Raw genomic sequence first — 13452 nt, 5'->3', positions numbered from 1 at the left:
CAGGAAACCCCGAGACAGCGTCGCACGGCATTTACGTAAAAGTCAATTGGCGGCGCGATGCCCTGTTTCTTCAAGGGATAGCGAACCACCATGTGGCCAGTCCGAGAAAGGCGAAAAAACCGACGACGTCGGTGACCGTGGTGACGAAAACCGCTGACGCCACAGCCGGATCGATCTTGAACCGGTCGAGCAGCAGCGGGATCAGGATGCCGGCAAGGGCTGCCACGAACATGTTGATGATCATCGCAGCGGCGATGATGCCGCCCAGATTGGGATCGCGGAACCACGCCGCCGCGACGATGCCGATCAGCACGGCGAAAATGATGCCGTTGATGGAGCCCACGCCCATCTCGCGGCGGATGATGCGGCCGGCATTGTAGATGTCGAGGTCCTTGGTCGCCAGTGCCCGCACCGTCACGGTCATGGTCTGCGAGCCGGCATTGCCGCCCATGCCGGCCACGATCGGCATCAGCACGGCCAGTGCCACGATATGCTCGATGGTGCGGTCGAACAGGCCGATCACCGAAGCCGCCAGGAACGCGGTCAGCAGATTGACCAGCAGCCAGGGCACGCGCGAGCGCGAGGTCGACAGAATGCTATCGGACAGTTCTTCGTCACCGACGCCGCCCATGCGCAACAGATCTTCCTCGGCCTCCTGCTGGATGACGTCGACGACGTCGTCGATGGTCAGCACGCCGACCAGCCGCTCGTTCTCGTCGACGACGGCGGCGGAGAGTAGATCGTATTGCTCGAACTCCCGCGCCGCCTCTTCCTGGTCCATCGTGGCCGGAATGGCATGCCTGGTCTCATGCATGACCTCCCCGACCTTGGTCGCGCGCTTGGTGCGCAGGATCTGATCGAGATCGATCGCGCCGAGCAGCTTGAAGCTCGGATCGATGACGAAGATCTGGCTGAAGCGCTCGGGCAAGTTCTTGTCTTCGCGCATGTAGTCGATGGTCTGACCGATGGTCCAGAATGGCGGTACCGCGACAAACTCGGTCTGCATGCGGCGGCCGGCCGTCTCTTCAGGATAGTCGAGCGAACGCCGCAGCCTGATCCGTTCCGTAAACGGCAGCTGCGACAGGATCTCGTCCTGGTCTTCCTTCTCGAGGTCTTCGAGAATGTAGACCGCGTCGTCGGAATCGAGGTCCTGCATGCCCTGGGCAATTTGCGCATTGGGCATATTGTCGACGATATCGCGGCGGATCGCCTCGTCGACCTCGGTCAGCGCCGAAAAGTCGAAATCGGCGCCAAGCAGTTCGACAAGCGCGCGGCGCTGTTCGGGATGCAGCGCTTCGAGCAGGTCGCCGAGTTCGGACTGGTGCAGGTCGTCGACTTCGCGCTTCAGCGTCAGCGTGTCGCGATCGGCGATCGCAGCCCCGATCTGGGCGAGGAAGGACGACAGAACGGCGCCGTCCTCGCCATAGATGTCAGCGTGGGCATCGTCAGCGGCTTTGGCGCCGCTCGTTTGTTCGTCCTGGCTTTCCACCAGCGCCTCCCGCCATCATCCCTTGGGAAAAGGTGTCCGTCAGGTCTAGACCATGATCTTGAAAACTGAAAACCGGTTTTGGGTCCGGCGCTCAGACGAAAGTAGATAGGGCCGCAACACGATTCGACAACGCAAGCTGTCGCTCTAACGCACGGGAATTTCAAGCGAAATGGCCGCTTGGCGGTTGGCGCCTTTTTGCCGTGAAGCGACGGTGCCGGCCACACCGGAACCCTGTCGTTGCCATCGAAACAGCACGCGTTCCGGCTTAAGGCAGCGCGACAGCGCATGTCGCTGGGGAAAGAGCACCCCCGCACGGTTGGGGCAGAATTGTCATGATGCAGGTCCCAGGCAATGGCCGGACCGCTTAGATTGCAACCAGAATAGCCGGAAGCCCTTGAAGATCAGGTCGCAGACAGAACCCAAGGCAACCGCAGAACCGCGCGTGCGCGTGGTCGTGGCCGAACGCAACCCGCTCGTCGTATCGGCCTTGCGCGAAATGCTGGACTGCGACGGGCGCTTCGAGCTCCTGGCCTGCGTGCAAAGCGGCAGGCATTTCCTCGAACTGGCAGCGGAAGGCGAATTCGACGTCGCCGTCATCGGCTGGAAGCTCGCCGACATGGACGGCGCCGATGTGCTGGCCGAGGTTCACAGCCGCAAGCTCGGCGTGCGCATCGCAGTGTTCTCCAACGACCATGACATCGGCATTCTGAAGCAGTGCGTGCGGCTCGGTGCCCAGGGCTACTGCTTCCAGTTCGACGATCCGTCGATCATCTTCGAAACCATCCTGGCGGTCGCGCATGGCCGCATCTGCATCCCCTATATCGACATCAACAAGGTCAACGACACGCCCTTGTCGCAGCTCACCGTGCGCGAGCGCGAGCTGCTGGCGGTGCTGTCCGACGGCTGGACCAATTTGCAGATCGCAACGCGGACAGGGATTTCCGAGAACACGGTGAAATACCACCTCAAGAATCTCTACGACAAGCTCGACGTCCGCAACCGGGCGATGGCCGTTGCACTTTATGCGCGCGAGAGGCGTACCCAGAAGCAGCCTTTCGGGTAGGCAAGCGACAGGCCGCGGGTAGGCCAACCGGGTAGGCCGCCCCCACCCGCACGCGGCAAGATGTTACCCGGCAAGGTGTTGTTGCCTTTAGCCGCCGAAACGAAACTCCCCATCACCGCTTTGCTGGATCAGGAGGAGTTCGCATCATGGCCGGTTTCACCCATCTTTTCATTCCCGGACCGACCAACATTCCCGAACAGGTCCGGCAGGCAATGAACCTGCCGATGGAGGATATGCGCGCCGCATCCTTCCCCGATCTCACGCTGCCGCTGTTCGAGGACATCAAGAAAGTCTTCAAGAACGAGACCGGCCGCGTCTTCATCTACCCCTCCTCCGGCACCGGCGCCTGGGAAGCGGCGATGACCAATGTGCTCAGCCCCGGCGATCGCGTGCTGATGTCGCGCTTCGGCCAGTTCTCGCATCTGTGGGTCGACATGGCCGAACGCCTCGGCTTCGAGGTCGATGTCATCGACTGCGAATGGGGCACCGGCGTGCCGCTCGAACTCTATGCCGAGCGGCTTAAGGACGACAAGGCGCACCGCATCAAGGCGGTCTTCTGCACCCAGAATGAGACGGCGACCGGCGTGACCAGCGACGTCGCCGGCTGTCGCGCCGCGCTCGACGACGCCAACCACCCTGCCCTGCTCTTTGTCGACGGCGTCTCGTCGATCGGCTCGATCGATTTCCGCCAGGAAGAATGGGGCGTCGACTGCGCCGTCAGCGGCTCGCAGAAAGGTTTCATGCTGCCCGCCGGCCTCGGCTTCCTCTCCGTCAGCCAGAAGGCGCTGGCAGCTTCGAAGACTGCAACGCACCGGCGCTGCTTCTTCTCATTCGAAGACATGATCCGCGTCAACGACACGGGCTATTTCCCTTATACGCCGGCTACACAGTTGCTGCGCGGCCTGCGCGCCTCGCTCGACCTGATCGCCGAGGAAGGGCTGGAGAACATCTTCGCCCGTCACCACCGCCTCGCCGAAGGCGTGCGCAAGGCGGTCGACGCCTGGGGCCTGAAGCTCTGCGCCAAGGCGCCGAAATGGCACTCCGATACGGTCAGCGCCATTCTGGTGCCGGAGGGCATCGACAGCGCCAATGTCGTCAAACGCGCATACGGGGCCTACCAGACATCCCTCGGCGGCGGCCTGAACAAGGTGGCCGGCAAGGTGTTCCGCATCGGCCATCTCGGCTGGCTGAACGAGGTGATGGTGCTGGCCTCGCTCTCGGCGGCTGAACTCACGCTGCTCGACTGCGGCGTGCGGCTGGCGCCCGGCTCCGGCGTCGGCGCCGCCATCCAGCATTTCCGTGCCTCGGCCGCCGTGCCGGTCGCCGAAGCGGCGTGAGGAACCGACGATGAGCCACACCATCAACCATCTGAAGAAGCTGCGGCTGCAGCGCAGCGAACTCGCCGTTCCCGGCTCCAGCCCGGAGATGATCGACAAGGCGGCCAACAGCGCCGCCGACTTCATCTTCCTCGACATCGAGGACGCGGTCGCCCCGCCCGACAAGGAACGCGCCCGCAAGAACATCATCCAGGCGCTGAACGACATTGACTGGCGCGCCAAGGGCAAGACCGTCTCGGTACGCATCAACGGCCTCGACACCCATTACATGTACCGCGACGTGGTCGATGTCATGGAACAGGCCGGTGACCGGCTGGACACCATCCTGGTGCCGAAGGTCGGCGTGCCGGCGGACCTCTATATGGTCGAGGCCATGGTCAACCAGATCGAGATGGCCAAGGGCTACAAGACCCGCGTCGGCCTGGAAGCGCTGATCGAGACAGCGCTCGGCATGGCCAATGTCGAGGCGATTGCCGCCACCCCCGGCCGGCTGGAAGCCATGCATTTCGGCGTCGCCGACTATGCCGCAAGCTGCAAGGCGCGCACCGTCAACATTGGCGGGCTCAACCCCGACTATCCCGGCGACCAGTGGCATTTCGCTTTGTCACGGATGACCGTCGCCTGCCGCGCCTACGGCTTGCGCGCCATTGACGGGCCGTTCGGCGACTTCTCCGATCCGGAAGGCTACATCGCCGGCGCCAGGCGCGCCGCCGCTCTCGGCATCGAAGGCAAATGGGCGATCCACCCCTCGCAGATCGCGCTTGCCAACGACGTCTTCTCGCCACCGGAAAAAGAGGTCACCCGCGCCAGGCGCATCCTCGAAGTGCTGAAGGAGGCGGAGGCGCAGGGCAAGGGAGCGGCAGCCCTCGACGGCAAGATGATCGACGCCGCGTCGGAGCGCATGGCGCGCAATGTTCTGGTGGTCAACGAAGCCATCGAACGCGCCCGCCAACCGCACGTCGCCGCGCAATAGAGCAATTCCAGGAAAAGTGTGAGCGGTTTTCCGTCCGGAATTGCGGAAAAACAAAGAGAAATACCGGGAGGACAAAATGGACATCCACGAATATCAGGCCAAGGAACTGCTCGCCCGCCACGGCGTGCACGTGCCGCGCGGCGGGCTGGCCTACAGCCCCGAGCAGGCGACCTATCGCGCACGAGAGATCGGCGGCAGCAAATGGGTCTTGAAGGCGCAGGTGCATTCCGGCGCCCGTGGCAAGGCGGGCGGCATAAAGCTCTGCGCCAATGACGAGGAGATCTCCAATGCCGCCGAGGCGATGCTCGGCCGCAAGCTGGTGACCCAGCAGACCGGTCCGCGCGGCAAGCTGATCTCGAGGCTCTATCTCGAGGAAGCCGTCGATATCGCGCAGGAGCTCTATGTCGGCTTCGTCCTCGACCGCAAGGAAGAGCGCGTCATGATCGTGGCCTCGGCCGCCGGCGGCATGGAGATCGAGGACATCGTCGAGAAGGCGCCCAATTCCATCCTGCGCACCTCCGTCGATCCCGGCGTCGGCATGCAGCGTTTTCAGGCGCGCGAAATCGCATTCGGGCTCGGCCTCGACCACAATCTGATCGGCAAGGCGACCGAAACCATCTTCAGTTGCTACCAGGTGTTTCGCGACTACGACGCCTCGATGCTGGAGATCAATCCGCTGGTGGTGACCCGCGACGGCAACCTGATCGCGCTCGACGCCAAAATGTCGTTCGACGAGAACGCGTTGTTCCGTCGGCCGGAAATTTCCGAACTGCGCGACAAGAGCCAGGAAGACCCGCGCGAAACTTTTGCAAGCGACCGCGGCCTCTCCTATGTCGGCCTCGACGGCAATATAGGCTGCATCATCAATGGCGCCGGTCTCGCCATGGCGACCATGGACATGATCAAGATCGCCGGCGGCGAACCGGCCAACTTCCTCGACATCGGTGGCGGCGCCTCGCCCGAACGGGTGGCAAAATCCTTCCGCGCGGTGCTCGGCGACAAGAATGTCGAGACCATCCTGGTCAACATCTTCGCCGGCATCAACCGCTGCGACTGGGTCGCCGAGGGCGTCATCAAGGCGATCCGCGAGGTCGGCGTCAACGTGCCGCTGGTGGTCAGGCTTTCGGGCACCAAGGCCGAGGAAGGGCGCCGCATCCTGGCCGATTCCGGCGAGGCGGTGATCGTTGCCGACACGCTGGCCGAAGCCGCCGAAAAAGCCGTCGCCGCCTGGCGCGCGGCCACCAAGAAAAAAGCAGCCTGAGGGAGGTCGATAAAATGGCAATTCTGCTCAACCGCAGCACCCGCGTCATCGTGCAAGGGTTCACCGGCAAGATCGGCAGTTTTCATGCCGACGACATGAAGCGCTACGGCACCAAGCTGGTCGGCGGCGTCACCCCCGGCAAGGGCGGCCAGAAGCATCTTGGCCTGCCCGTCTTCAACACGGTCAAGGGCGCGGTGCGCGAGACTCGCGCCGAAGCGAGCATCGTCTTCGTGCCGCCGCCCTTTGCCGCCGATTCGATCATGGAAGCGGCGGACGCCGGGATAAAACTCTGCGTCTGCATCACCGACGGCATCCCGTCGCAGGACATGATGCAGGTCAAGCGCTACATGATGCGCTACCGCTACGAAGACCGCATGCGCCTGATCGGCCCGAACTGCGCCGGCGTCATCACGCCGGGACAGGCGCTGATGGGCATCATGCCCGGAAGCATCTACCTCCCCGGCCGCGTCGGCATTGTCGGCCGCTCGGGCACGCTGGGCTACGAAGCCGCCTCGCAGATGAAGGCGCTCGGCATCGGCGTCTCGACCAGCGTCGGCATCGGCGGCGATCCGATCAACGGCTCGTCGTTCAAGGACATGCTGAAACTGTTCGAACAGGATGACGACACCGACGCCGTTGTGATGATCGGCGAGATCGGCGGTCCGCAGGAAGCCGAAGCCGCGATCTGGGCGCGCGACAATATGAGGAAGCCCCTCATCGCCTACATCGCCGGCCTGTCCGCTCCGAAAGGCCGCCGCATGGGCCACGCCGGCGCCATCATCTCGGCCTTCGGCGAGTCGGCGCAGGAGAAGGTCGAGATCCTGAAGGAAGCCGGCGTCATCATCGTGCCGACGCCGTCCTCGTTCGGCGAGGTGGTGGCCGACACGCTGTCGCGGATGAAGAAGGCGGCGTGATACCGGTCGGGCAAAGCCCGCATAGCGCAATGTGCAGTTGAGGGCTGGCGCCAGGGATCGCCAGCCCAGCAATCGGCAGGATGTCAGATGAAACCGCGTTTGATTGTTACCCGCAAATGGCCGGCCCCTGTCGAAGCGATCCTTGCCGAACGCTTCGACACGACGTTCAACACCAGCGATACGCCGTTGAGCCCGGCGGCAATGACGTCCGCCTTCGCCGACTACGACGCGATCCTGGCAACGGTCAGCGACCGCTTGCCTGACGCAGTGTTCCCCGGCAGCGCTGCCCGCACCCGGATCATCGCCAATTTCGGCGTCGGCTTCAGCCATATCGATGTCGCGGCCGCCCGCAACCGCTCTATCGTGGTGACCAACACGCCGGGCGTGCTGACCGATTGCACCGCCGACCTGGCGCTGAGCCTGATATTGGCTGTCGCGCGCCGGACCGGTGAAGGCGAGCGCCAGCTGCGGGCCGGAGAATGGCGCGGCTGGTCGCCGACGCACATGGCCGGCGCGAAAGTGTCGGGCAAAACCCTTGGCATTGTCGGCATGGGCCGCATCGGCAAGGCAACGGCCAGGCGTGCCCATTTCGGCTTCGGCATGAAGATCGTGTTCTTCAATCGCTCAACTGTCGACGATGAGGAGACGCGCGCCATGGGCGCGGTGCAGATGCAGACTATGGAAGGGCTGCTCACGGCATCCGACTTCGTGTCGCTGCACTGTCCAGGCGGTGCGGAAAATCGCCATCTCATCGATGCCCGCAGCCTGTGGCTGATGAAACCTAGCGCGTTCCTGATCAACACGGCGCGCGGCGATGTCGTCGACCAGGATGCCCTGATCGGCGCGCTGGAAAGGCGCGAGATCGCTGGAGCCGGCCTTGATGTCTTCGACGGCGAGCCGGCCGTTCCGGAAGCGCTCAAGCGGTTGGAGAACGTCGTGCTCTTGCCGCATCTCGGCAGCGCGACCGAGGAAACGCGCGTGGCGATGGGTATGAAGGTGGTGGAGAACCTGACCGCCTTCTTCGAGGGTCGCCCGGTCCCCAACCGGGTTGCTTGAAAGCCTTAGCAATTCCAGGAAAAGTGTGAGCGGTTTTCCTTCCGGAATTGCGAAAAACAAAGAGATAGAGCGGTTCGCCGTTTCCGTGAAACGGTGAACCGCTCTCGCAGCCCTCGGCCCAAGGAGGAAAGCGGTTGGAACAGAGCAAACCCATCAAGTTTCGCGAAGACGAGCGCAGCCTGCTGTTGCGGCTGCTGCTTCAGGTCGCCAGCGCGCGTGAGCCCGAGATCGCCGCCGTTCTGAGCGGGCGGAGATCACTTGTCTCCCTTGCTCCGGAGCAGCGCATCCCGGCGTTGCAGGCGAGCGGCGTATGGTTCCAGTTGTTGGCGATTGCCGACGAGTTGCTGGCCATGCGCACGCGCCGCGAACTCGAACAGGGCGCGGGCGCCGACGACGTGCCGGGCTCCTTCGCCAGCGTGATCGCGCAGATGGCGGCGAACGGGCGCTCGGCAGCGGACGTGCAGGCCGCGCTCAATGAACTCTGCGTCGGCCCGACCATGACCGCGCACCCAACGGAGGCCAAACGCGTCACGGTTCTCGAGATCCACCGCCGCATCTACCGCAAGCTGACCGAGCTCGACCAGCCGCGCTGGGCGCCGCGCGAACGCGAGCTGTTGGTCGCCGATCTTGAAAGCGAGATCGAGCTTCTGTGGATGACGGGCGAGCTCAGGCTGGAGCGCCCAACGGTCGAACGCGAAATCGCCTGGGGCCTGCATTTCTTCCGTGAAGTCATTTTCGAGGCGACGCCGCAGCTCTACGGCAAGCTGCAGGACGCCTTCCAGCGTCACTATCCCGGAGAGCGGGTGAAAATTCCTGCCTTCATGCGCTACGCCTCTTGGATCGGCGGCGACCGCGACGGCAATCCGAACGTCACCGCCGCCATGACCGCCGGTGCCCTGGCCGAATACCGCAACACCGCCATTGGCTGGTACCTGACGCAGGTACAGCGGCTGGTGACGGTGCTCAGCGCCAGTTCGAACGTCGTCGAGCTGCCGGCCAGCTTTGCGCCGATTCTGCAAAGGGCACTCGACAAAAGCGGACAGGGGCACGACATCGCCGCCCGCAACCCTGACGAGCCGCTTCGCCAGTTCGCTTCGGCCTTGTTGGCCAGACTCGTGGCCACACGCGACGGCGGAGCCGCCGCCTACCCCTCCGCGGAGGCGTTTGGTGCTGATCTCCGCGGTCTGGCTTCTGTCCTCGAAGCGATCGGAGGGCGCGCGGTAGCCCGACGTTTCGTCCAGCCGCTGCTCTGGCAGGTCGCAAGCTTCGGCTTCCGTACGGTCTCGCTCGACATCAGGCAGAACTCGACTGTCGTCAATCGGGTGCTGGCCGAGATCTTTGCGCTGGCAGACCCGGTTGCATCAGGCACGCCGCAATGGTCGGCGCGCATCCGCGCGGCCCTTGGCCAAAGCGCGGGGTTGCAGATCGACGCGGACCGGCTGTCGCCCGAGGCAAGGGAACTGCTTTCGACATTCTCTGTCATTGCGAACCAGATCGCCGCCGCCGATAGCGATGCGGTGTGCTGTTTCATCCTCAGCATGACGCGCTCGGCTGACGATCTGCTCGCGGTCTATCTCTTGGCGCAATATTGCGGGCTTTCGACCGCGCCCGGTGGCGACGGCACGATCAGACTGCGGATCGTGCCCTTGTTCGAGACCATCGCCGACCTGCAGGCAGCCCCCGGCATCCTGAACGCATTGCTCGACATTGCCCTGGTGCGGCGCACGGTGCGGGATTTCGGCGCGCGCCAGGAAATCATGCTCGGCTATTCGGATTCCAACAAGGACGGCGGTTTCCTCGCCTCCAATTGGGAACTGGCCAAGGCGCAAAAGCGGCTCGCTGCCGTCGGCCGCAAGCACAAGGTCAGGATCAGTTTCTTTCACGGCCGTGGCGGCTCTGTCAGCCGTGGCGGCGCGCCGACCGGCCGGGCGATCGCGGCGCAGCCGGCAGGTACTGTCACTGGGTCCATGCGAGTAACCGAACAGGGCGAGGTCGTGTCGTCGAAATTCGCCAATCGCGGCACCGGCCTCAACCAGCTCGAAATCCTCGCCGCCGCCGTGCTGGCTCACAGTGCCGTATCGCCGGGCGACGCCGAAACCAGGCAGACACCCGAGTTCGACGAAGCGCTGGAAGCGCTGGCCGGCATGTCGCAGGCCTCCTATGCCAGACTGATGGCGGAGCCTGGATTCCTCGATTATTTCAACCAGGCGAGCCCGGTGGCGGAACTGGGATTGCTGAAAATGGGCTCGCGGCCGGAGCGCCGTTTCGGCGCCAACGGCATTGCCGACCTGCGCGCCATTCCATGGGTATTCGCCTGGAGCCAGAACCGCCATCTGCTGACCGGCTGGTATGGCATCGGCAGCGCGCTGAGTTCCTTCGTCACGGTGCGTGGCGATGCCGGGCGAGACCTTCTGGCGCGCATGTTCGAACAGTCGCGCTTCTTCCGCCTGATCGTCGACGAGGCGGAGAAGACGCTCTACCAGTCCGACATGGAGATTGCCCGGCTCTATGCCGGCCTGGTGTCCGACAGCGATGCGTCCCACCGGATCTACACCCGTATTCTCACGGAATACGAGTTGACGCGGGGCCTGATCCGCGCCCTTACCGGGGGTGACCTCTCCGTGCGCTTTCCGATGTTCAAGCGGCGTTTCGACAGTCTACGGCGTCAGATGGACGACATTCACCGGCTGCAGGTCGATTTGCTGCGTGAAGTCAGAGCAGGCACGGCGGATCAAAAGCGGTCGACCGACGCCTTGCTTGTCTCAATCAACTGCATCTCGGCTGGCCTTGGGTGGACGGGATAGGCATCCCAACGCCTCCGTCAGTTCCTCACATACGACCGCGCGCGCCTTCCGGGTCATAGGGAGAGTCGGCGATTACCCGTGCCGGGCGCCGCTCGCCGAGAATTGAAACCTCCAGCGCTGTCCCTGGCGTGCCGAGCTCGAGCGGCAGCAGCGCCAATGCTATGTCGTGGCCAAGCGTGTAGGAATAGCCCGCTGACGTAACGCGGCCGACAAGGCTGCCGTCGCGATAGACGCCCTCATAGGCAAAGGCGCTCGCCCCGTCCGCATCGATGGACAGCGTCACGATCCGGCGTGCCAGGCCCTGCTTTTGCTTCGCGGCCAGAGCGGCGCGGCCAATGAAGTCTCCCTTGTCGAGCCTCACGAAGCGGTCGAGACCGCTCTCCCAGGCCGACAGTTCGAGGTTCATGTCGCGGTACATCGCGCGAAAAGACTTGTCGAGACGCAGCGATTCCAGCGCCTGCAGCCCGACCAGCCTGAGCCCGTGCGCCTCACCTGATGCCAGAAGCGCGTCCAGCAAATGCCGCTGGTAGCAGAGCGGATGATAGAGCTCCCAGCCGAGTTCGCCCGAATAGTTGACGCGCATCAGCCGCACGTCGCTGGCTAGGTCGACAGTCGCCGACTGCACGCTGAACCAGGGGAAAGCCTCGTTCGACAGATCGATCTCGGCCAGCGGCTGCAGAACGCCGCGCGCCTTGGGCCCGACCACGGTGAAGCTGCCGCGATCGTTGGTGACGTTGCGCAGTTGCACACTACCGTCCTTCGGCAACAGCCGGTTCAGGTCGTCGTAGTTCCAGCGTTCGGCGCGCGGCGTCGAGACGAGGTAGAACAGGTCGCTCCGTAGCCGCGCCACGACATACTCGGCCTGCACACCACCGGCCGGCGTGAGATGGTGGGCGAGCGCGATGCGACCGAGACGCGGCAAACGATTGGCGAGGATCCCGTCGAGCCAGCGCTCGGCACCCGGGCCGCTGACCTCGAACTTCGTCATCGGCGTCATTTCGACCAGGCCGACGGCCTGCCGGACCGCCTGGACCTCCTCGCCGACATAGGTGCCCTTGTCGGTCCAGCGCCAGCTGTATGAATTGCGTGCCTCGACGCCCGAAGGCGCGAACCAGCTTGGCATTTCCCAGCCGTTCAGAACATCCCACACAGCACCGAGCTGACTCAGGCGCTCGTAGGACGGAGCTGTTTTCTGCGGTCGTGCCGCCGGCATGTCCTGGTCCGGATAGTGCTGTGTTGCATGGGTGCCCCAGGCTTCCCGAACCTTCTCCCGGGTCCAGTTCTTGTTGGCATGGTCGCCAAAGCGCCGCGGATCCAGTTCCGCCGTGTCGATGCTGTTGCCGCCTTCGACAATCCGCTCCGAGAGATAGTGGCCGATCGCTCCGCCCCACAGGATGCCGCCCGGCACGCCTTCGGCGAGCCAGACATTCTGAAGCCCCCAGGCCGGCCCCATCAACGGCAGCTCATCGGCCGTCATCTGGAAAGGCCCGCGTACATTTCTCTTGATGCCGGCGCGCCCGAGCGCGGGCACGAGTTCCGTCGCCCGTTCCCAGTTCCAGGAAACGGCGTCGAAATCCTCATCGAGCAGGTCGGCGCCGAACCATTCCGGCACGCCGTTCTCGGCGAACAGCTTGAGCTGTTCGGTGCGCTCATAGGGGCCGAACAGCAGCCCGTCCCCCTCTTCACGCAGGTAGCCCTCGTAACCCTCGTCCCTCAGGATCGGCATTTCCGGAAGACCCTGCCGCTTGCGTTCCACGACTTCGGGCACCGCGTCGGTGATCCAGTACTGGTGCACGATCGGAATTGCCGGAATGTCGAGGCCCAACATGGCGCCGGTCTGGCGCGCATAATTGCCGGTGGCGAGGATTACGTGTTCGCAGATCATGTCGCCGCGGGAGGTTCTGACCTTCCACTCGCCGCCCGGCATCCGCTCGAACCCCGTCACTTCGGTGCCAAGATGGATCTTCGCGCCGAGGTCACGTGCACCCTTGGCCATGGCCTGGGTCACGTCAGCGGGCGCGATGTGACCGTCATCGGGATGATAGAGCGCGCCCAGCATGCCGCTGTTGTTGAGCAGCGGCCAGATTTCTCGCGCCTCGGCAGGCGATACGATCCGCGCCCTTATGCCCTGGACTTCGGCGACGTCGATATAGCTGCGGTATTCGTCGAGCCTGTCGCGCGTGTTGGCGATTCGCAACTGGCCGCATTTGTGCCAGCCGACCTTCTGACCGGTTTCAGCTTCGAGGCTCTCGTAGATCTCAATGGATTTGGCGATCATCCGGCCGACGTTGAGACTGCGGGCGTAGGAGGGTATCAGCCCCGCCGCATGCCATGTCGAACCGGCAGTGAGCTGCGTCCGCTCGAGCAACGCGACATCGCTCCAGCCGCGCTTCGCCAAGCCGTAAAGAATACCTGCGCCGACACAGCCGCCACCGACGACCACCGCACGAAAATTGCCCAACATACGCGATGCCCCTGGATGAAGTTGTCATGGGCACTATAGGTAAGCGCGACGCCGTCGGTCACGCCATTTGCGACGCCGACGTGGCGGTTGG

9 protein-coding genes are annotated in these 13452 nt (G+C 64.0%); 7 read left to right on the top strand and 2 right to left on the bottom strand.

The genetic code is table 11. From position 1 onward, the window contains the following. Positions 1-70: 70 nt before the first annotated feature. On the bottom strand, positions 71-1489 hold the full coding sequence (mgtE, locus tag AC04SH_RS10960) for a magnesium transporter (RefSeq protein ID WP_488575021.1): 1419 nt from the start codon (positions 1487-1489) through the stop codon (positions 71-73). Positions 1490-1883: 394 nt separating this feature from the next. Between mgtE and AC04SH_RS10955 the strand changes: the two genes are divergently transcribed. The 7 genes from AC04SH_RS10955 to AC04SH_RS10925 all read left to right on the top strand — a co-directional run bounded on the left by AC04SH_RS10955 (position 1884) and on the right by AC04SH_RS10925 (position 10897). Beyond that, complete coding sequence (locus AC04SH_RS10955; protein WP_488575020.1) at positions 1884-2552, top strand: LuxR C-terminal-related transcriptional regulator; 669 nt, start codon at positions 1884-1886, stop codon at positions 2550-2552. A gap of 146 nt (positions 2553-2698) precedes the next feature. Further along, positions 2699-3889: an aminotransferase class V-fold PLP-dependent enzyme gene (locus AC04SH_RS10950; protein WP_488575019.1), complete on the top strand. Its 1191-nt coding sequence runs from the start codon at positions 2699-2701 to the stop codon at positions 3887-3889. A gap of 10 nt (positions 3890-3899) precedes the next feature. Next, the gene (locus AC04SH_RS10945) at positions 3900-4862 is read left to right on the top strand and encodes an HpcH/HpaI aldolase/citrate lyase family protein (protein WP_477310806.1); all 963 of its coding nucleotides are present in this window, start codon (positions 3900-3902) and stop codon (positions 4860-4862) included. 76 nt (positions 4863-4938) lie between these two features. Continuing rightward, positions 4939-6123: a malate--CoA ligase subunit beta gene (locus tag AC04SH_RS10940; RefSeq protein WP_112565159.1), complete on the top strand. Its 1185-nt coding sequence runs from the start codon at positions 4939-4941 to the stop codon at positions 6121-6123. 14 nt (positions 6124-6137) lie between these two features. Continuing rightward, a complete protein-coding gene (gene sucD / locus AC04SH_RS10935) occupies positions 6138-7037 on the top strand; it encodes a succinate--CoA ligase subunit alpha (RefSeq protein WP_488575018.1) in 900 nt (299 codons plus the stop codon). 87 nt (positions 7038-7124) lie between these two features. Beyond that, complete coding sequence (locus AC04SH_RS10930) at positions 7125-8093, top strand: 2-hydroxyacid dehydrogenase (protein WP_488575017.1); 969 nt, start codon at positions 7125-7127, stop codon at positions 8091-8093. 134 nt (positions 8094-8227) lie between these two features. Next, the gene (locus AC04SH_RS10925; RefSeq protein ID WP_488575016.1) at positions 8228-10897 is read left to right on the top strand and encodes a phosphoenolpyruvate carboxylase; all 2670 of its coding nucleotides are present in this window, start codon (positions 8228-8230) and stop codon (positions 10895-10897) included. Positions 10898-10922: 25 nt separating this feature from the next. On the opposite strand, the gene AC04SH_RS10920 is transcribed toward AC04SH_RS10925, so the two are convergent. Continuing rightward, entirely contained in the window at positions 10923-13361 is a 2439-nt protein-coding gene (locus tag AC04SH_RS10920) for a GcvT family protein (protein ID WP_488575015.1), read from the bottom strand. Between the last annotated feature and the right edge of the window lie 91 nt (positions 13362-13452).

It is taken from the genome of Mesorhizobium sp. CNPSo 4688 (genome assembly GCF_057784295.1).
Note: the sequence above shows the minus strand (reverse complement) of the source record. Positions and strands in the feature narration are given on the sequence as shown.